The following is a 16,580-nucleotide window of genomic DNA, read 5'->3' as shown; positions in this document are numbered from 1 at the left end:
CCGGCCGCGCCGGTCCACAGGCGGCGGCCATAAGGTAGGTGTCTGGTTCCGCTTCTGCAGAAAGGACTCTCGCGTGCTGGTGCTCAGCCGTCGCCCGCAGCAGAGCTTCGTCATCGGTCACGACATCGTCATCACGGTGCTCGAGGTCAACGGTGACAACGTGCGGATCGGGATCAAGGCCCCCCGCGACGTGGACATCCACCGCGAGGAGGTCTACCTCGAGCTCCAGCAGGCCAACCAGTCGGCCGCCTCCCCCTCGGCCGGGGCCCTGGCCGCCTTCACCCGACGGGCGTCGAAGGCGCCCGAGGGCGAGGAGGAGCCGCCGGCTCCTCCAGCCGACTGACCCGCCAGCCCGCCGCGACTGCCACCGCGGCGAAGCACGCCACGGCCACCGACCGCAGCCACCACGTGCCGGCATCGCTGCCGGACCCCAGCCCGTGCAGGAAGGCGACCGGCCACACGGCGTAGCCGAGCCAGTGCAGCCCGCGCCACACGGCATACCGGATGTGCTTGCGCAGCAAGCTCGTCACGATGACGACGCCCACCAGGTCGAGCGCGAGCGTGCCCAGCCCCCACCACAGCGGCTGGCGCGACAGGAACGGCACCACCACGTCGACCGCGCGCAGCTGCGCCTCGGGGTCCAGCCACAGCGAGCCGATGTGGACGACCAGCAGCACGGCCGCGGCGAGCGAGGCGCGACGGTGGATCTCGGTGAGCGCGAAGCGCGGCAGCTCCCGGGAGCGGTAGCCCCCGCCGGTCAGGACGCCCAGGACGACGGTGGTGGTCAGCAGCAGCAACGACACGAGCCCCGTGCCGCGGCCCAGCAGCCACAGTGCGGTGCTCATGCCGGCACCGGTATGCCGTGACTCACCTCGGCCTCGACCGGCCAGTCCCCGAGGTGGTGGACCGCGCCGCCCTCGGCCACGAGTCGGGCCTGGAGGCGTTGTGCCGCAAGGGCTCCCGGCGCCTGCCGGCCGAGCACCAGCGCCGCGGTCGACCAGGTGTTGGCGGTGAGGCAGTCGCCCGCGACGACCGACACCCACCGCCAGACCGGCTCGACCGGCTCGCAGGTGGCGGGGTCGAGCACGTGGTGCAGCTCGCGTCCGTCGCGCTGCCACTGCCGCGACCGGGTGCTCGAGGTGGCCAGGGCGGCGCCCGCCGGCAGGGCCACGAGCGCGGCCGGGTCGTCCGGCTGGTCCTGGACGAGCACCTGCCAGCCCCGGCGCGGCGCGGGCCCGGCGGTGGCGATGTCGCCGCCGAGGCTGACCAGCACGCCGAGGCCGAGGGTGTCGGCGACGACCCGCGCGCACCGGTCGGCGGCCCACGCCTTGGCGGTTGCCCCGAGGTCCAGCTGGACGTCGGGCGGCACCTGCACGGTGAGCGCGTCGAGGTCGAGCTCGACCCGCCGCCAGCCGGGGGCGAGCCGGCGCACCACCCGGACGGAGAACCCGTCTGCGCCGGCACTGCGCACCATCTCGCCGAAGTCCCGGTCGTAGCCGAGGCCGGCCAGGGCGTTGCCCAGGGTCGGGTCGACGGCGCCACCGGTCTCGCCCGCGGCGCTGAGAGCCGCCTCGAGCAGGGCGGCCAGGGTGGGGCTGATGCGGGTGGGGCGCCCGCCGCGGTGGGCCAGGCGCCGGACCTCGGAGTCGGCGCGGAACCGGCTGGCGGCCAGCTCGACGGCCGCGAGCTCGTGGTCGACGAGCCGCCGGGCCGAGGGCAGCGCATGCGGGTCCGCGACGGCGACCCGGACGGTGGTCGACCAGAGGGCCCACTCGTAGGCCGGGCCGCGCAGGGTCAGGTCCATCACGAGCCCCCGCTCTGCGCCTGCGGGGCGCCGCCACCGACGCCGACCTGCCACTGCGAGGCGCTGGAGCTGTCGCTCGAGGTCGACCCGGTCGTGCTCGAGGCCGCGGAGCTGGTGCTCGCGGTGGCGCCGGCCCGGGACTGGTGGGCCAGGACCACCGCGGCCCCGGTCGCGGCAACGCTGGCCCCGACGAGGGCCGCGGTCGCCTGGCGGATACGGAGCGCGCCGCGCTCCCGTGCGCTGTTCATCGGGACCTCCGGGGTGGGCTTGTCAGTGGTCCCACCCTCGGCGGCCCGGCTGTGGCCGGGCTGTGCCCGACCTGTCGCCTCGGCCAGACCTCACCCGAACGGGTCGTGACGGCGGTCGTGACGGCAGGATCGCTGTGATCACAGCGGATCCGCCGTCACCCTCGCCGTCACGACGGGGGCGAGCCTCAGAGCTCGGGGCCCTGGGCGCGCAGCCGCTCGACCTCCGACATCGCCTCACGCAGCCCGCTGAGCCACTCGTCGGTGTGCTGGCCGACCAGCCGGACGCACCAGGCCAGCGCCTCGGAGCGGGACCGGGCGACTCCGGCGTCGACCAGGGTGTCGAGCACCTGCCGCTCGCTCTGGCGCAGCCGCGTCATCGCCGGGACGGACAGGTGGGTGAACAGCTGGTCGGTGTCACCGATCCGCGCACCCCAGGAGACGGTGCGCCCGTAGCGCGCCTGCGCCTGGTCGGCGATCTTCATCCGCGTCTCGCGGGTCTCCTCGCGCCAGCGGCTGATCCTGCCCTCGGCGGCGGCCGGGTCGTCGCTGTCCGGCGCGGGCAGGTCACCGATGACGGTGATCTCGTCCCGGTCGACGGTGACGTCCGGTGCCCCGGTGAACCAGTCGTCGGGCAGTCGGCCGGCGAACCAGCCCGGGGCGTCGGACGCGTCGGGCAGGTCGGCCTGCTGCCACCCGCCGGGCCGGCCGTAGCCGCCGCGACCCCGGCCGCGGGGGAAGCTCTTGTGTGGTGCCATGACGGCCTCCTCGATCCTTGATGCTTACGTGATTACACGCTTACATCGATGCAGAACGCAAGACCCTCACCGCTCATTCCGCACTAGCATCCGGCTGTGCCGACCCCCGAGCAGCATCCGGCTGTGCCGACCCCGGAGCCGACGACCTGTCCCCTGCGCTGGCCCGTCGCGCTGACCCGGTCGTTCCTCGCCCCTGGCCTCGGCGGCGTCGTGGTCGCCGTCCTGGTCGACCCGTGGCCGGTCGGCCTGCTGCTCGGCCTCGCCCTCGCCGCCTCGTTCGGCAGCCTGGCCCTCGCCCGCGCCCGGCGCCGCTCCTTGACGGTCAGCACCGACGGGCTTCTGCTCCAGCGCCACGACGACGCCCTGGAGGCGGGCTGGGAGGAGGTCACCGGCATACGCCGCCGTCGCCTCGGCGGGCTGCTGCCCGTCGAGGAGCTGACGCTGCGCGACAGCGGGACCGTCCCCGTCAGCCTCTACGACAAGGCCTGGCGCGACGGCCCGATCGGCGCGCAGCTGCGCGCCGGCGGCATCCTCTGAGCGGGTCAGCCGCCCAGCCGCCACTGCCGCGGCACTGACGGCCGCTCGGCGGACGACCGCTCGATGCAGAACTCGTTGCCCTCGGGGTCGGCCAGCACCACCCACCCGGTCCCGTCGGGGTTGCGGCGGTCGTCGGTGATCCGCGCGCCGAGCGCCACGACCCGCTCGACCTCCTCGTCGCGGGTCCGGTCGGTCGGCTCGAGGTCGGGGTGCACCCGGTTCTTGGCCGCCTTGCCCTCCGGCACCGGGATGAACAGCATCGTCGGCCGCTGCGCCGGGTCGGGCGGGAACGCCGGCGCGATCAGCACCTCGGGGTCGTCGTCGTAGTAGACGTTCCACCCGAGCACCTGCGCCCAGAACCACGCGAGGGCGCGGGCGTCGGCACAGTCCACGGTGAGGTTCTGCAGGCGACTGGTCATGGGCCACATCATGGCCGGGCCCGGCCGGCCGGGCGGCCCGCAACGCGGAGGTGGCACCGCAACAGCCGGTCCCCGACAGGCGTCGGGCAGGATCAGCACCCATGAGCGCACCCCACGTCCTGTTCATCGGCGGCACCGGCGTCATCAGCTCGGCCTGCGCCCGCCGCGCCGTCGCCACGGGCTGGCAGGTGAGCGTGCTCAACCGCGGCCGCAGCAGCACCCGTCCGCTGCCCGAGGGCGTCGAGGCGCTGCACGCCGACGCGCACGACCCGGCGGCGGTCCGGCAGGCGCTGGAGGGACGTGGCTTCGACGCGGTGGCCGACTTCATGACGTTCACCCCGGACCAGGCGGCCGCCGCCGTCGAGGCCTTCACCGGCCGCACCGGGCAGTACGTCTTCGTCAGCTCCGCCTCGGCCTACGCCAAGCCGCCGGCCAGCCTGCCGGTCACCGAGTCGACCCCGCTGCGCAACCCGTTCCTGCAGTACTCGCGCGACAAGATCGCCTGCGAGGAGCGGCTCGTCGACGCCCACCGCGAGCGTGGCTTCCCCGTCACGATCGTGCGCCCCTCCCACACGTATGACGCGACGTCCGTCCCGCTGCTGGGCGGCTGGACCGAGGTGGACCGGATGCGCCGAGGACTGCCTGTCGTGGTCCACGGTGACGGGACCTCGCTGTGGACCCTGACCCACCACGACGACTTCGCCCGCGGCTTCGTCGGCCTGCTCGGCCTGCCCGCGACGATCGGCGACGCCGTCCAGATCACCTCCGACGAGGTGCTGACGTGGAATGCCATCTACCGCCAGATGGCCCGCGCCGCCGGCGCCCCGGAGCCGGAGCTGGTGCACGTGCCCTCGGAGGCGATCCACGCGGTGGCTCCCGACATCGGCGACGCCCTGCTCGGGGACCGCATGCACCACGGCGTGTTCGACAACAGCAAGGTCAAGGCGCTCGTGCCTGGCTTTGCCGCTACGGTGCCGTTCTGGCGCGGCGCGCGCGAGGTGGTCGCCTGGCACGACGCCGACCCTTCACGTCAGCGGGTCGACGAGCGGTACACCGCCGTCACCGAGCAGCTGCTGACCCGGTACGCCCTGCGCGGCTGAGCCCGGCATCAGCCGTACGGACACTTCTTCACCAACAGGCCCCGCGGCGGACCCGCGGCCAGCATCATGGTCGCGATGCTCCAGGACCGGTTCGCCGCCGTGCTCGTCCAGGCGCAGGCAGGGGATGCCGCTGCCTTCGCCGCGCTGTGGCGTGACGGCCAGCCGATGCTCCTGCGCTACCTGGCGGTGACCGCTCCCGGACAGGCCGAGGACCTCGCCTCCCAGACCTGGCTGCGGGTCATCGAGCGGCTCGGCGGCTTCCGCGGCGACGAGCCGGCCTTCCGCCGGTGGCTGGTGACCATCGCCCGCAACCTGCACATCGACCACGTCCGCCGCGCCGCCCGCCGGCCCGAGCACCTCGTGCCGGACCACCTGTCCGAGGACATCCCCCTCGCCGCTGCGGCCCCGGACGCGGCCGACCTCGCCCTGACCGGGTTGTCGACCGCCGCAGCACTGCGCCTCATCGCCTCCCTGCCACCCGAGCAGGCCGAGCTCGTCGCCCTGCGCGTCGTCGTCGGTCTCGACGTCGCGGACGTCGCACGGGTGACCGGCCGGACCTCCGGCGCGGTCAGGGTCGCGGTGCACCGGGGGCTGCACCGACTGCGTGACACGCTGACCGCAGACGCTGCCGTAACGCGACAGGCCGTGCCGTCGTCTCCTGTCTGAGATGAACGAGCAACCCGCCCCCGCCCCGAAGCAGCCAGGACCGCCCTCCCGGCTGCGGGGCGGACTGCCCGCGGGAGTGCCTGCGGTGGCCAGTGAGGACCTGGCCCTGTCGGCTCTCCTGCGGGCAGTCACCGCACCGGCGACCGCCGGGGAGCTCAGGGGTCAGGACGACGCCATCGCGGCCTTCCTGAACCACGTCTCCGGGCGCCCGCCCGCGCCCGCCACCCGCCGCCGCTCCCGAGTGGCGGTGCCGGCCGTCGCCGCGATGGTCAGCGTGTTCGCGCTCGGGGGAACCGCGGCTGCGGCGATGACCGGGTCGCTCCCGGCACCGCTGCAGGACCTCGCCCACCACCTGACCGGCGTCCCCGCTCCGTCCCGTGACACCGGCGAGGCGCCGGGCGCGCCGAACGGGTCGGTCCCGCGACAGCACTCCGGGGCAACGGTCAGGCACGGGCCCGCGGCCACCCCGGCCGTGCGGCCCATCGACCCCCCGTCGGCGCCCCTCCCTGCGCCGTCAGCCCGCCCCACCGGCCGCGACGGGGCGACCGACGAGCGCGGGTCCGTGACGTCCCCCACCGCGGGCCCGCGGCCCACGGGCAGCGCCGGCGACCAGAACGAGGCCCACGGCAGCCCCACTGCCCACGCCTCCGGCACCGGCACCAGCGCCGGCCACACCCCCGTCCCACCCACCGGCAACGACAACGGGCAGGGCAGGTCCGGGGCCACCGCCACCAGGTCGCCCGCCGGTGCCACCCCTGTTCCGAAGTCCAGCCACCCGGCACCACCCAGCCAGCCGCTGCCGCACGCGGGCGGCACGACCACCACCGCCCCCGGACACGGCATGGGTCGGTGATCCTGACCCCGACCGGCGCCCCCTCTGCCGGTCGGTCCCGCGCGACGGCGCCGCCCCACCCGCCCGGTTCCACGAGGCGGCGCCGCCGTGACGCGGCAGAGCCCGGGCCCCTGCAGTGCGGGGCCCGGGCTCGGTCGCGTCAGGTCAGGGCAGCTGCGGTCGTCCGTCCTCGCCGATCGGCCAGCCCGGGTTCCAGGCTACCTCCCACACGTGCCCGTCCGGGTCGCTGAAGTAGCCGACGTAGCCACCCCAGTCGGCGCGGTGCCCCGGCTTGACCAGCGTGCCCCCGGCAGCGACCGCGGCCTCGAGGGTCGTGTCGACCTGCGCCTCGTCGTCGCAGTTGACCGCGGTCGTGACCCCGCGGAACATCCCCTGCGGCGCCTGCTGCATCCCGGTGTCCGCGGCCAGGGCGGACGCGGCATACAGCGCCAGCAGGCCACCAGAGGTCCGGAAGAAGCTGACCTCCCCGGCGACGGACGCCGGGGACAGGGGCCAGCCGAGGCCGAGGTAGAAGTCGGTGGAGCGCGCGACGTCCTCGACGCCGAGGGTGATCAGCGAGACGCGCGCGGGGGCAGACGGGGTCGCGGTCATGGCCGGAATGCTGGCACCGCCCACCGACAACCTGACGCAGAAGGTGACGAACCTGACACGACAGGGCAGGCCGGGCATGACGGACGCCGGCGCGCCGGGAGCAGGACAACTGGCCGATGACGGCGGGTCCGGGTCCGGGAAGGCTGGCGTCAGCCCCGCCGGCGAGGGACCGGCCGGGGCGAAGGGAGCCGGGCATGTCCGCGCACGACGACGCAGCGCTGCTGATCCAGATCGCCCAGTGGAGCACGCAGCTGGGGCTGCAGGACGCGACCAAGACGCTGTGGTCGGAGGGCTTCGACCCCGAGACCTCCACGATCGACGACGACGCGGTGGCCACCGTCCTGGCTTTCGGGGAGACGGTCGGCACGCTCACCTCGCGGGGCCTGATCGACACCGACCTCATCCTCGACTGGCTCTGGATGGCGGGGCTGTGGCGGCAGGTCGCGCCGGCCGCACTGAAGGCCCGTGCCCGGTTCGGCGTGCCGGAGCTGTACGAGAACTTCGAGGCCCTGGCCGCCCAGCAGACATAAACACCCGGTATGCCGTGTTGTCAGGGACATGGCTCTGAACGGTGAGTACCAGCCCAGTCCCGAGAAGTGGGTCCGCGACCAGGTCGAGGAGTACGAGTCCTCCGGTGGCACCCGCGGCACGACCCTGCGTGGCCGCCCGGTCGTCATCCTGACCACGCTCGGCGCCCGGTCCGGCAAGCTGCGCAAGACCCCGCTGATGCGGGTCGAGCACGACGGCGCCTACGCCGTGGTCGCCTCGCTGGGCGGCGCCCCCAAGCACCCGGTCTGGTACTTCAACATCCAGGCCAACCCCCTCGTCGAGCTGCAGGACGGCCCCGAGGTCCAGGAGATGAAGGCGCGCGAGGTGACCGGCGAGGAGAAGGCCCAGTGGTGGGAGCGCGCTGTCGCGACCTGGCCGGACTACGCCTCGTACCAGCAGAAGACCGACCGGGAGATCCCGGTGTTCGTGCTGGAGCCGGTCAGCCACTGACCGGCGGCGCGCTGGCCCTCAGGCGCTGACCAGGCCGGTCCCGTTGCCGGGCTCGAGCAGGCTGCGGGTCCGCCGCAGGCCGACTGACAGGCCGAGGCCCACCAGGACCAGCGAGCCCACCAGCACGACGACCGCCGGCCATCCACCGGCGGTCCACGCGTCACCGGCCAGTCCGCCGAACACCGACGAGCCGAGGTAGTAGGCGAACAGGTAGAGCGAGGCGGCCTGGCCCGTGCCACCGGTGCCGACGTGCGCCCGGGCCGCCACCCAGCCGCTGGCCACGCCGTGCGCCGCGAAGAACCCGGCGGTCATCACCGCGAGCCCGAGCACGACGAGGCCCAGCGGCCCGGCCAGGGTGAGCAGCACCCCGGCGAGCATGACGACGACGGCGACCGGCACGACGGCGCGGCGACCGTGCCGGTCGGCGAGCCGGCCGGCAAACGTCGAGGCGAACGACCCGATCGGGTAGACGCAGAAGACCAGCCCGGCCACCCCCAGGCCCAGGGCGTAGGGCGGCCCGGCGAGCCGGAAGCCCATGGCGTTGTAGACCGCGACGAACCCGCCCATGAGCGTGGCCGCGAGGCCGTAGAGGGCCAGCTGGGCCGGGTCGCGCAGCAGCCGCCCGGTGACCCGCAGCAGGTATGCCGGGCTGGCCGGTGCCGGGGCGAAGTTGCGGGACTCCGGCAGCAGGACCCGCACCAGGACGGCGCAGGCCACACCGAGGGCGGCGACCCCGGCGAGCGCCCAGCGCCAGCCGGCGAGGTCGCCCAGCCCACCGGCCAGCAGCCGCCCGCACATGCCGCCGAGCGCCGTGCCGCCGATGTAGAGGCCGGCGGCCCGGGCGTGGCTGGATTCGTGCACCTCCTCGCGCAGGTAGGCCATGGCCACGGCGGGCAGCCCCGCGAGGGTCACGCCCTCGATGACGCGCAGCACGAGCAGGACCGGCCAGCCGGGCGCGAGCGCGCACAGCAGCGCGACGGCGGCGGAGGCGAACAGTGAGGCGTGCATCAGCCGGGTCCGGCCGACCACCTCCGAGAGGGGCCCGGCGACGAGCAGCGCGAGGCCGAGCCCGATGGTGCAGGCGGAGACCGACAGGGCGCTCTGCCCGGCCGAGACGCCGAAGGAGCGGGCGAGGGCCGGCAGCAGCGGCTGGGTGCTGTAGAGGAGGGCGAACGTCGCCAGCCCGGCGGCGAACAGCGCCACCGAGATGCGCCGGAAGCCGCCCTCCCCGACCCGGTGACCCCCGGCCGGGCGCTCCGGGTGCTGCTGCGCCTGTGCCATGCCGGCCACCGTGCCACGTTCGCCGGACATCCGTCGCACCGGTCCCCTACGGTGTGGCCCCGTGAGCACCTATGTCCTCGTCCCCGGGGCCTGGCTCGGCGGTTGGGTCTGGGAGCCCGTCGCCGCACCGTTGCGCGAGCGCGGCCACGCCGTCCACCCGCTGACCCTGCCCGGGCTGTCCGACCGGTCCACCGGGGCCGCCGAGGTCGGCCTCGAGGACCACGTCGAGGACGTCGTCACCGTGCTGGAGGACCGCGACCTGCGTGACGTGGTGCTCCTCGGACACAGCTACGCCGGGCTCGTCGCCGGCATGGTCGCCGACCGCGCGCCCGACCGGGTGGCGCACACCGTGTTCCTCGACGCCAACGTGCCGGTCGACGGCGCCTCGATGGTCGATGGGTGGTCCGCCGCCGGGCAGGAGCTCGTGCGGGCCAGCATCGCCGGACACGACGGCCTGTGGCCGGCCCCGGACCCCGAGGACTTCGCCGGCCACGACCTGACCGACGAGCAGGTGGCCGACCTGCTGGCCCGCAGCACCGGGCACCCGGGCCGCACGCTGCTGGAGCCGGCCAGCCTCACCCGGCCGCTGGAGCAGCTGAGCGCCACCTTCGTGGTCTGCACCCTGCCGGACGGGCCGGAGCAGCGCCCGCACGTGGAGGCCCTGCGCGGCACCTGGGAGTTCGTGGAGCTCGAGACCGGCCACTGGCCGATGGTCTCGGCCCCGGAGCAGCTCGCCGCCGTCCTCGACCGCATCGGCGGCTGACGCCGCGAAGGCGGCGGCACGGCAGGCCCCCTGCTGTCCCTGCCGTGCCGCCGCCGGTCAGGGGGTGGCGCTCGCCGTGGAGGTCGCGCTCGCCTGGGGCGTCGCGCTCGCCGTCATCGGCTGCGGCACCAACGGTGGCACCACGACCTGCGGTCCCGCCGAAGGGTTGGCCACCACGCGGGTGCCCGGCTCGAAGTAGCGGTAGGGATAGGCGTTGGTCGCCGGCTGCCCGGTGCGGTCGAACACGGCCCGGCGGTTGGGGTCCTGGCCGAGCTGGAGGTCCAGCGGCCGGCCGGTGTCGTCGTAGAGCCGGACGTCGGTGAGCAGGTGGCCGCTGGCGTCGTAGGGGTAGATGTTGCGCACCGTCTCGCCCTGGTTGAAGACACCCTGCTGCGGCGCCTGCGGATAGGACTGCACGACGACCCGCGTATCCATGCGGCTCCCGGTCGCGCTGGCCAGGGACGCCAGCACGGGAAACGCCGCCAGGACGAGCACGACGTTGAGGCCTGCCACCAATCTCCGGCCACGCCGCCCCCAGGCGTGGCGCCCGACCAGCACGGAGGCCATCGCCACCGCCAGGACGACGAGCAGTCCGATCGGCCCGGACCACAGGACGGGCACCAAGGGCATCCGGTAGGACCAGTGGGGCGTGCCCGAACCACACGAAGGCGAACGTGACGATCACCCAGGCCCGGAACACCCACCACACCGGCCGCAGCGAGGCGAGGAAGTCCAGCACCGGTCGGGCCCAGGGCTGGGCGAGCAGGGACGCGCGGGCCGCTGCCAGCGTGTGCGCCAAGCGCGTCACCGTGGCCTGCGAGGAGCGCCCCCGGGGAGGCAGGCCGGCGGACGCGCGCAGTTCCGCGGCATACGCCTCCGGCTCACCGAGGCGCACCGTCAGGGGCGCGTCGCTCTCGTGCGTGAGGTCGTCGAGGTGCTCGCGCACCTCCTCCAGGAGGTCCTCCCGGTCGCTGCGCGGCAGGTCACCCAGGGCCGCGGCCACCCCGGTGAGGTAGCTGTCGACCCGCGGGTCCGTCGTCGTTGTCACCGTCGCCCCTCCGCCCCGGCCTGCAGGAGGCCGTTCATGGTGTCCGAGAAGCGGAGCCACACCTTGGTCTGCTCCGCGAGGGCCTTCTTGCCCTGTGCGTTGATGCCGTAGTACTTGCGGTGCGGGCCCTCCTCGGACGGCACCACGTAGGAGGTCAGCGCCCCCGCCGTGTAGAGCCGCCGCAGCGTCCCGTAGACCGAGGCGTCGCCGACGTCCTCCAGACCCGCGGCGCGCAACCGGCGCACCACGTCGTAGCCGTAGCCGTCGGCCTCCTCGACCACCGCCAGCACTGCGACATCGAGGACCCCCTTGAGCAGCTGTGTCGTGTCCAAACCCCACCTCCTGCTTGTGTGGCACGGACACTACTACGCATTCCGCGTTACCGCTCAGCATGCAGTACCGCGTGTCGTGCCGGACCCCTTTCCCCCTCCCCGCCCCGTCCTGCCCCCCCTGTCACGCCGAGAGGGACGTCCCTCAGGTTCCGGCTGGCGGGCACCCCTGAGGGACGTCCCTCTCGGCGATGAGGTGCTGGCGTCAGGCGGGGACGAGGAACACCCGGCCGACCGCGGCCCGCGACTCGACCAGGGCGTGCGCGGCAGGCGCCTCCCCCAGCGGGAACCGTGCCGCCTCGGGCACCACGAGCTCGCCGCGGGCGGCGTGCCCCAGGACCGCCTCGACCGCGGGGCGCAGCGCGTGCGGCTGGGTGCGGCGCTGGTAGCCGGTGCTGTAGCCCAGCACCGCACGGTTGTGCCGGTGCAGGTCGGTGGTGCGGATCGCCGCGGCCGGCCCGGCCGTGCCCGCAGATCACGAGCCGGCCGTACGGCGCCAGGCAGGACATCCCGCGCTCGGTCACCTCGCCGCCGATCGGGTCGACGATGACGTCGGCTCCCTCGCCGGTGAGCGCGCGGACCGCCTCGGCGAAGTCCTCCGCCCGGTGGTCGACGACGTGGGTGGCGCCGAGCGCCCGCGCGGCCGCGACCTTGTCCGGGCCGCCGACCGTGGCGATGCCCCGAGGCGCACCCATCGCCAGTGCCAGCTGGACCGCCGCGCCGCCGACGCCGCCGGTCGCGCCGTGGACCAGGACCGTGTCGCCGTCGCCGACCTGCCCCCGCCGCAGCACGTTGTATGCCGTGACCAGCGCCGTCAGCGACGCCCCCACCTCGGCCGGGACGTCCTGCGGCAACGGGTAGGTCATGGCGGCCGGGGCGAGCACCTGCTCGGCGTAGAGCCGCCGCTGGTCCACGCCGCCACGCGCTGGCCCCGGACCAGGTCGGTCACGCCCTCCCCCACCGCGTCGACGACGCCGACGCAGTCCAGGCCCGGGGTGAACGGCAGCGCGCCACCCGCGTCATAGCCACCGCGGCGGCTGTGCACGTCGGCGACGTTGACGCTGGTCAGCTCCGTGGTGACGCGGACCTGGCCGGGACCGGGGTGCGGGGTGGGCAGGTCCTCGACGGCGAGGACCTCGGGGGCTCCGTGGGAACGGACGACGACAGCACGCATGGCCCGGAGACTACGAGCGGCGACGTCGCGGCATACCGAGGTTCTTTGGCAGGAACGGCGAACGGCCCGAGCCCGCTGCAGGGGATAGCGGGTTCGGGCCGTTCAACGCGCTCGGATCAGGGGCGACCGTAGGTCACGGCACTGGTCCAGATCGCGCGCTTGGAGACGACCGCACCGGAGTGCGGGGCGTCCCACATCATGCCGCCGCCGGCGTAGATGCCGACGTGGTAGGCCGGGGACCCGAAGAACACGAGGTCACCCGGCTGCGGGGTGCTGACCCGCGTGACGGCCGCACGCTGCTCCTCGGCCGTGCGCGGCAGCGAGACGCCGATCTTGTTGAATACGTACTGCGTGAAGCCGGAGCAGTCGAAGCCCGACGGCGTGGTGCCGCCCCAGACGTACGGCACGCCGGCGTACTGGGCGGCGACGGCCAGGACGCTGGTGGCCGGCGCCGAGACGGACACGGACACAGCCGGCCGGGCGGTGCCCCGGCTGACCTGGGGCGTGGCGGCCCGCTGGACGGGAGCCGGAGCCGGAGCCGCAACGGGCTTCGGCGCGGGCTTGGGCTTGGGCGCGACGCTGTGGAAGCCGACCTCGCCGAAGCTGGGGGCGACGACCGCCGGGCTGGCAGCCGGGGCCGCAACGGCCACGGTGTCAGGTGCCGAGGGCGGCGCAACGAGGGGCGCCGGGGCCGAGGCCGAGGCGGCCGAGGCCGGTCCGGCGAGGGTGGCGACGATGCCACCGGAGACAGCGAGGACCGCCGTCGTCCGGCCCGTGGTGGTGCCGAGGGGGTTGGTGGGACGGTTTTGGGCGCGATGACGCCCAGCATGGTGCTTGGACACGTGAAGCACACCTCCAGACGCCTGCGAGGTGAGCTGTCGGGTTCGGGTGGGAGAGATGCACCCGGTCCACGCGACGGCGGGTATGCCGTGTGGCGCGGACTTCACCCCAAGGAGCACCGGAGTGCCCCAGAAGTGGGTCCCCCGCTCCTGCCATGCGGGTTACAGGGGTTTCCCCGACACCGGTGGCAGGACTCGGCGGTCCCGGTGCGGGGGCTCCTTGCAGGGGATCAAAGAGCGTCGCAAACCGTACCCAAAGCCCCACGGGAATGTCACGCCGAGGTCACGAATGCTCACACCAATGACCAAGGTCCCTACCGCTGACGGTCAGCGGCGTACTCGCGCGATGTGCACGTCGGCGCCTCGGTGCAGCTCGATCCCGCCGTCGTCGTGCATGCGCCACAGCTCGTCGATGGCGCGTCGCTCGAGCTCGACCTGGTCCCCGGGCGCCAGCGAGCGGAAGAACCCGACGAAGCCGTGCGACATCTGCCACTCCCACAGCTCGCGGGGCGAGGAGACCGGCAGCCGCACCTCGAGGCTGCCCATCCACGCGTCCTCCAGCCCGGCGCCGGCGACCAGGCGGTCGACGTCGATCGGGCGGGCCACCTGGACCGCACCGGGGGCGGGACGGAACCCTGCCCCGACCTCGTAGAACCGGTCCCACCGCCCGCCGTCGTCCACCGGGCCGGGCACCGTGATGACGACCTGCCCGCCGGGCCGGGTCACCCGGACCATCTCGGCGAGGACCTGCGCCGGGTCGTCGACGCAGTGCAGCAGCAGGGCCGCGACCGCGACGTCGACGCTGTCGTCCGGCAGGGCCAGGGCGTGCGCGTCCATGAGCCGCACGACCATGTCGGGGTCGGCCGCGCGCAGGTGGTCCACCATCTGGCTCGAGGCGTCGACGGCGGTGACGTGCCAGCCGCGCGAGGCGGCCGCGAGCGCCACCGCACCCCGCCCGGCGCCCACGTCGAGCAGCTCGGCCCCGGAGTCGTCGTCGATGAGCTCGAGCACCTGCTCGCCGAACCGGGCGCACAGCGGGAGCACCTGGTCGTAGTCCTCGGCGAGCTCGTCGAACATGGGCACCGAGTCCAGACGCGTCATGCCGCCGACGCTGCCACCTTCGCCGGGCGGGGTGCAATCCGGGGCCACTAGGGTCCCCGCATGAGCCCTGAGGCGTGTCGCACGGCCGACGAGAAGACCACCCTGCTCGACAGCCTCGAGCGTCACCGCGACGTGGTGCTGTGGAAGCTCCAGGGGCTCGACGACGAGCAGCTGGGGCGGCCGCTGACACCGTCCGGCACCACCCTGCTGGGCCTGGTGAAGCACCTCGCCGCGGTCGAGTACGGCTGGTTCTGCGAGACGTTCGGGCGCGCCACCGAGCCGCTGCCGTTCGACGACGACGACGAGGAGGCCGACCTGCGGGTCGAGCCCGGTGAGAGCACCGCCGACATCGTCGCCTTCTACGGCCGGGCCCGCGCGGCGGCCAACACCGTGGTCGCCGAGCTGGACCTCGACGCCCGGGGCACGTCCTGGTCCGGCGCCGAGGTCTCGCTGCGGTGGGTGATGGTGCACATGGTCGAGGAGGTGGCCCGGCACTGCGGGCACATGGACATCGTGCGCGAGCTGCTCGACGGCGCGACGGGCGACCACCCGCCGGCCTGATCGCCGTCGTGACCACCGTCTCGCGGTCCCAGGTTTTGCCCGGGCCCCGGATCGGGCACGGTGGAGGCACGACGACAGGGAGGAACGCGCATGAAGGCCAAGGCAACGCTGCTCGTCGGCGCGGCGATCGGCTACGTCCTCGGCGCCCGGGCCGGGCGCCAGCGCTACGAGAAGATCAAGGCACGCGGTCAGGACCTGTGGCAGCACCCGAAGGTGCAGGAGCAGGTCGGTCACGCCCAGGACCTGGCCCGGGAGAAGGCCCCCGACGTCCAGCAGAAGCTGGCGGAGGCCACCTCCAGGGTCACGGCCGTGGTCGGCGACAAGCTCGGCGACAAGCTGCACGGTGACGACGCCCCGGCGCCCGAGGCACCAGGCACCCCTCCGGGCGCGCATCGCTCAGCCTGAGCACGCCGGGAGCCCCGGCCACCCTTCGTGGTGGCCGGGGCTCTCGCTGTCCCGGCGCGGCCGCGGGCGACCCCGCTCCGGTCTGCGCGGGTTCTCCAGATTGTCTACAGCCGGTGCCGTAGCACGTTCGGCCCCTCCGGGGGCCGACCAACCAGTTCTCCCCGACGGGTCTCCTCACCTGCCTGACCGGCTCCTGGCGTGAAGGAAGACACCGCAGCACCGGCCCACGTGGACCGCGAGCCTGGAGGGCGACCCGGCGGGCCGCTGGGACGGTTGCCACCACAGGGTCTTGCGGCCTTTCAGGAGCGGATCACAGCAACCGCAGGCGAAATGCCCTCAAAGAGTGTCAAACTTGGCGCGCCGACGACAGGCCACTGCACGGGTCACTCGAGGAGGTTCGCATGGCGTTGAGCGCTGAGCGAGGGCCGCACGCCCTCAGGCGCAACGTCCCAGCCACACCCCCGAGGCATCCTCTGCGCCGGCTCCGCCCACGGCTCTGGGGAGCCGGTCCGACCCTCGCCCTGGTCATCCTGCAGGCCGCGGTCTTCGCCGTCTCCGGGTGCCTGCTGGCTCCCTCCGACATCAGCCACCCGGGCGGACCGGGGAGCGCGTGGGCGTTCGCGCTGCCGACGTCCCCCGTCCCGCCCCCGCCGGTGGTGGCGCTGCCGGACGGCCCGTCGCGCGGCGAGCGGGTCCGGGCCAGGGTGGCCCTGCCCGTCACCACCACGCCCCGCACCGTCTCCACCGAGATGGCCATCAGCAGCACCCGGACGCCGCCCGGTATGCCGGCCGGCTCGGATGCGCCCCGCCAGACGGACCGCATCGAGCTGGTGGGCTACGTCGTCCTCCCGGCAGCCCTGACACCTCACCGACCCCGGCCGGTTGCCGGCCCGGCCGCGCGGCACGCCCTGGCACCCCGGACGGCACGCACCAGCTCCGGCCACCGCCACCTGGCCGATCACCGCCTGGTGCGGCCCCACCAGCACCGGGGCACCCTGCTCGCGCGCACCTCCCTGGGCCACAAGCGGCACGGATCGGGCACGGCTCCGGGCGCACCACACCGCGAGGCGTGCTGACCCGACGCCACGCCCCGACGCGGGCTGGTGC

General features: G+C 74.3%; 25 protein-coding genes, 1 pseudogene and 1 riboswitch. Of the genes and pseudogenes, 12 read left to right on the top strand and 14 right to left on the bottom strand.

Going from position 1 to position 16,580, the window contains the following annotated elements; all coding sequences use genetic code 11:
• Positions 1-73 precede the first annotated feature (73 nt).
• Positions 74-343, top strand: coding sequence for a carbon storage regulator CsrA (gene csrA / locus FB474_RS18395; RefSeq protein ID WP_141790308.1), 270 nt, complete (start codon positions 74-76; stop codon positions 341-343).
• On the opposite strand, the gene FB474_RS18390 is transcribed toward csrA, so the two are convergent.
• From FB474_RS18390 to FB474_RS18375, 4 genes are all read right to left on the bottom strand, one after another.
• Positions 279-845 carry a ferric reductase-like transmembrane domain-containing protein gene (locus FB474_RS18390; RefSeq protein ID WP_141790307.1) on the bottom strand — a complete coding sequence of 189 codons (567 nt, stop codon included), beginning with the start codon at positions 843-845 and terminating at the stop codon, positions 279-281. The genes csrA and FB474_RS18390 overlap by 65 nt on opposite strands.
• Positions 842-1,804, bottom strand: a complete 963-nt coding sequence (locus tag FB474_RS18385) for an FAD:protein FMN transferase (protein ID WP_141790306.1) — start codon at positions 1,802-1,804, stop codon at positions 842-844. The genes FB474_RS18390 and FB474_RS18385 overlap by 4 nt, the downstream gene beginning before the upstream one ends.
• Complete coding sequence (locus FB474_RS18380) at positions 1,804-2,052, bottom strand: hypothetical protein (protein WP_141790305.1); 249 nt, start codon at positions 2,050-2,052, stop codon at positions 1,804-1,806. Before FB474_RS18380 ends, FB474_RS18385 begins: the two co-directional genes overlap by 1 nt.
• A gap of 185 nt (positions 2,053-2,237) precedes the next feature.
• Positions 2,238-2,807, bottom strand: a complete 570-nt coding sequence (locus FB474_RS18375) for a hypothetical protein (protein WP_141790304.1) — start codon at positions 2,805-2,807, stop codon at positions 2,238-2,240.
• A gap of 96 nt (positions 2,808-2,903) precedes the next feature.
• Here FB474_RS18375 and FB474_RS18370 point away from each other — a divergent pair, with 96 nt between their 5' ends.
• A complete protein-coding gene (locus FB474_RS18370) occupies positions 2,904-3,344 on the top strand; it encodes a hypothetical protein (RefSeq protein WP_141790303.1) in 441 nt (146 codons plus the stop codon).
• Positions 3,345-3,349: 5 nt separating this feature from the next.
• Here FB474_RS18370 and FB474_RS18365 read toward each other — a convergent pair whose 3' ends face one another.
• Positions 3,350-3,763, bottom strand: coding sequence for a VOC family protein (locus FB474_RS18365; RefSeq protein WP_141790302.1), 414 nt, complete (start codon positions 3,761-3,763; stop codon positions 3,350-3,352).
• 101 nt (positions 3,764-3,864) lie between these two features.
• Here FB474_RS18365 and FB474_RS18360 point away from each other — a divergent pair, with 101 nt between their 5' ends.
• From FB474_RS18360 to FB474_RS18350, 3 genes are all read left to right on the top strand, one after another.
• Positions 3,865-4,863, top strand: a complete 999-nt coding sequence (locus tag FB474_RS18360) for an NAD-dependent epimerase/dehydratase family protein (RefSeq protein WP_141790301.1) — start codon at positions 3,865-3,867, stop codon at positions 4,861-4,863.
• 75 nt (positions 4,864-4,938) lie between these two features.
• Entirely contained in the window at positions 4,939-5,529 is a 591-nt protein-coding gene (locus tag FB474_RS18355; RefSeq protein ID WP_141790300.1) for an RNA polymerase sigma factor, read from the top strand.
• An 85-nt stretch (positions 5,530-5,614) separates the two neighbouring features.
• A complete protein-coding gene (locus FB474_RS18350; protein WP_141790299.1) occupies positions 5,615-6,382 on the top strand; it encodes a hypothetical protein in 768 nt (255 codons plus the stop codon).
• 144 nt (positions 6,383-6,526) lie between these two features.
• Here the strand turns inward: FB474_RS18350 and FB474_RS18345 are convergent, their stop codons facing one another.
• Positions 6,527-6,973 carry a VOC family protein gene (locus FB474_RS18345; RefSeq protein ID WP_141790298.1) on the bottom strand — a complete coding sequence of 149 codons (447 nt, stop codon included), beginning with the start codon at positions 6,971-6,973 and terminating at the stop codon, positions 6,527-6,529.
• Positions 6,974-7,167: 194 nt separating this feature from the next.
• Here FB474_RS18345 and FB474_RS18340 point away from each other — a divergent pair, with 194 nt between their 5' ends.
• Both FB474_RS18340 and FB474_RS18335 read left to right on the top strand, forming a co-directional pair.
• Positions 7,168-7,503: a DUF4760 domain-containing protein gene (locus tag FB474_RS18340; protein ID WP_141790297.1), complete on the top strand. Its 336-nt coding sequence runs from the start codon at positions 7,168-7,170 to the stop codon at positions 7,501-7,503.
• Positions 7,504-7,531: 28 nt separating this feature from the next.
• The gene (locus FB474_RS18335) at positions 7,532-7,972 is read left to right on the top strand and encodes a nitroreductase family deazaflavin-dependent oxidoreductase (RefSeq protein WP_141790296.1); all 441 of its coding nucleotides are present in this window, start codon (positions 7,532-7,534) and stop codon (positions 7,970-7,972) included.
• Between the two features lie 18 nt (positions 7,973-7,990).
• Here the strand turns inward: FB474_RS18335 and FB474_RS21375 are convergent, their stop codons facing one another.
• Complete coding sequence (locus FB474_RS21375) at positions 7,991-9,253, bottom strand: MFS transporter (RefSeq protein WP_141790295.1); 1,263 nt, start codon at positions 9,251-9,253, stop codon at positions 7,991-7,993.
• Positions 9,254-9,314: 61 nt separating this feature from the next.
• Between FB474_RS21375 and FB474_RS18325 the strand changes: the two genes are divergently transcribed.
• Positions 9,315-10,016: an alpha/beta fold hydrolase gene (locus tag FB474_RS18325; RefSeq protein ID WP_141790294.1), complete on the top strand. Its 702-nt coding sequence runs from the start codon at positions 9,315-9,317 to the stop codon at positions 10,014-10,016.
• A gap of 57 nt (positions 10,017-10,073) precedes the next feature.
• On the opposite strand, the gene FB474_RS18320 is transcribed toward FB474_RS18325, so the two are convergent.
• From FB474_RS18320 to FB474_RS21560, 4 genes and pseudogenes are all read right to left on the bottom strand, one after another.
• Complete coding sequence (locus FB474_RS18320) at positions 10,074-10,637, bottom strand: hypothetical protein (RefSeq protein WP_141790293.1); 564 nt, start codon at positions 10,635-10,637, stop codon at positions 10,074-10,076.
• 250 nt (positions 10,638-10,887) lie between these two features.
• Positions 10,888-11,019 (bottom strand): annotated as a pseudogene (locus FB474_RS21565) (HAAS signaling domain-containing protein); the annotation flags it as partial.
• Between the two features lie 41 nt (positions 11,020-11,060).
• Positions 11,061-11,396, bottom strand: coding sequence for a PadR family transcriptional regulator (locus FB474_RS18315; protein ID WP_141790292.1), 336 nt, complete (start codon positions 11,394-11,396; stop codon positions 11,061-11,063).
• A 47-nt stretch (positions 11,397-11,443) separates the two neighbouring features.
• Positions 11,444-12,070: a zinc-binding dehydrogenase gene (locus tag FB474_RS21560; RefSeq protein ID WP_425465322.1), complete on the bottom strand. Its 627-nt coding sequence runs from the start codon at positions 12,068-12,070 to the stop codon at positions 11,444-11,446.
• Between FB474_RS21560 and FB474_RS21260 the strand changes: the two genes are divergently transcribed.
• Positions 11,961-12,254 (top strand): hypothetical protein, encoded by a 294-nt coding sequence (locus FB474_RS21260; protein WP_246092603.1) that lies wholly within the window; start codon positions 11,961-11,963, stop codon positions 12,252-12,254. The two genes, FB474_RS21560 and FB474_RS21260, sit on opposite strands and share 110 nt — an antisense overlap.
• A 1-nt stretch (position 12,255) precedes the next feature.
• On the opposite strand, the gene FB474_RS21015 is transcribed toward FB474_RS21260, so the two are convergent.
• The 3 genes from FB474_RS21015 to FB474_RS18300 form a co-directional block, all read right to left on the bottom strand.
• Positions 12,256-12,567, bottom strand: coding sequence for an alcohol dehydrogenase catalytic domain-containing protein (locus FB474_RS21015; RefSeq protein WP_221632674.1), 312 nt, complete (start codon positions 12,565-12,567; stop codon positions 12,256-12,258).
• Positions 12,568-12,683: 116 nt separating this feature from the next.
• On the bottom strand, positions 12,684-13,409 hold the full coding sequence (locus FB474_RS18305; protein WP_246092602.1) for a C40 family peptidase: 726 nt from the start codon (positions 13,407-13,409) through the stop codon (positions 12,684-12,686).
• A gap of 3 nt (positions 13,410-13,412) precedes the next feature.
• Positions 13,413-13,586: riboswitch (cyclic di-AMP (ydaO/yuaA leader) on the bottom strand.
• 147 nt (positions 13,587-13,733) lie between these two features.
• Positions 13,734-14,507, bottom strand: a complete 774-nt coding sequence (locus FB474_RS18300; protein WP_141790291.1) for a class I SAM-dependent methyltransferase — start codon at positions 14,505-14,507, stop codon at positions 13,734-13,736.
• 60 nt (positions 14,508-14,567) lie between these two features.
• Here FB474_RS18300 and FB474_RS18295 point away from each other — a divergent pair, with 60 nt between their 5' ends.
• From FB474_RS18295 to FB474_RS18285, 3 genes are all read left to right on the top strand, one after another.
• Positions 14,568-15,068: a DinB family protein gene (locus tag FB474_RS18295; RefSeq protein WP_141790290.1), complete on the top strand. Its 501-nt coding sequence runs from the start codon at positions 14,568-14,570 to the stop codon at positions 15,066-15,068.
• A 90-nt stretch (positions 15,069-15,158) separates the two neighbouring features.
• Positions 15,159-15,473, top strand: a complete 315-nt coding sequence (locus tag FB474_RS18290) for a YtxH domain-containing protein (RefSeq protein WP_141790289.1) — start codon at positions 15,159-15,161, stop codon at positions 15,471-15,473.
• Between the two features lie 401 nt (positions 15,474-15,874).
• Complete coding sequence (locus FB474_RS18285; protein ID WP_141790288.1) at positions 15,875-16,549, top strand: hypothetical protein; 675 nt, start codon at positions 15,875-15,877, stop codon at positions 16,547-16,549.
• The last annotated feature ends 31 nt before the right edge of the window (positions 16,550-16,580 follow it).

The organism is Oryzihumus leptocrescens (assembly GCF_006716205.1).
GTDB classification, from domain to species: domain Bacteria; phylum Actinomycetota; class Actinomycetes; order Actinomycetales; family Dermatophilaceae; genus Oryzihumus; species Oryzihumus leptocrescens.
This window is presented reverse-complemented; position numbering and strand designations above follow the sequence as displayed.

Bases quoted from the DNA above. Each gene is read 5' to 3' on its own strand.
- FB474_RS18390 (WP_141790307.1), bottom strand. From the start codon at position 845: ATGAGCACCGCACTGTGGCTGCTGGGCCGCGGCACGGGGCTCGTGTCG.
- FB474_RS18385 (WP_141790306.1), bottom strand. From the start codon at position 1,804: ATGGACCTGACCCTGCGCGGCCCGGCCTACGAGTGGGCCCTCTGGTCG.
- FB474_RS18380 (WP_141790305.1), bottom strand. From the start codon at position 2,052: ATGAACAGCGCACGGGAGCGCGGCGCGCTCCGTATCCGCCAGGCGACC.
- FB474_RS18375 (WP_141790304.1), bottom strand. From the start codon at position 2,807: ATGGCACCACACAAGAGCTTCCCCCGCGGCCGGGGTCGCGGCGGCTAC.
- FB474_RS18365 (WP_141790302.1), bottom strand. From the start codon at position 3,763: ATGACCAGTCGCCTGCAGAACCTCACCGTGGACTGTGCCGACGCCCGC.
- FB474_RS18360 (WP_141790301.1), top strand. From the start codon at position 3,865: ATGAGCGCACCCCACGTCCTGTTCATCGGCGGCACCGGCGTCATCAGC.
- FB474_RS18355 (WP_141790300.1), top strand. From the start codon at position 4,939: ATGCTCCAGGACCGGTTCGCCGCCGTGCTCGTCCAGGCGCAGGCAGGG.
- FB474_RS18345 (WP_141790298.1), bottom strand. From the start codon at position 6,973: ATGACCGCGACCCCGTCTGCCCCCGCGCGCGTCTCGCTGATCACCCTC.
- FB474_RS18340 (WP_141790297.1), top strand. From the start codon at position 7,168: ATGTCCGCGCACGACGACGCAGCGCTGCTGATCCAGATCGCCCAGTGG.
- FB474_RS18335 (WP_141790296.1), top strand. From the start codon at position 7,532: ATGGCTCTGAACGGTGAGTACCAGCCCAGTCCCGAGAAGTGGGTCCGC.
- FB474_RS21375 (WP_141790295.1), bottom strand. From the start codon at position 9,253: ATGGCACAGGCGCAGCAGCACCCGGAGCGCCCGGCCGGGGGTCACCGG.
- FB474_RS21015 (WP_221632674.1), bottom strand. From the start codon at position 12,567: ATGCGTGCTGTCGTCGTCCGTTCCCACGGAGCCCCCGAGGTCCTCGCC.
- FB474_RS18300 (WP_141790291.1), bottom strand. From the start codon at position 14,507: ATGACGCGTCTGGACTCGGTGCCCATGTTCGACGAGCTCGCCGAGGAC.
- FB474_RS18295 (WP_141790290.1), top strand. From the start codon at position 14,568: ATGAGCCCTGAGGCGTGTCGCACGGCCGACGAGAAGACCACCCTGCTC.
- FB474_RS18290 (WP_141790289.1), top strand. From the start codon at position 15,159: ATGAAGGCCAAGGCAACGCTGCTCGTCGGCGCGGCGATCGGCTACGTC.
- FB474_RS18285 (WP_141790288.1), top strand. From the start codon at position 15,875: ATGGCGTTGAGCGCTGAGCGAGGGCCGCACGCCCTCAGGCGCAACGTC.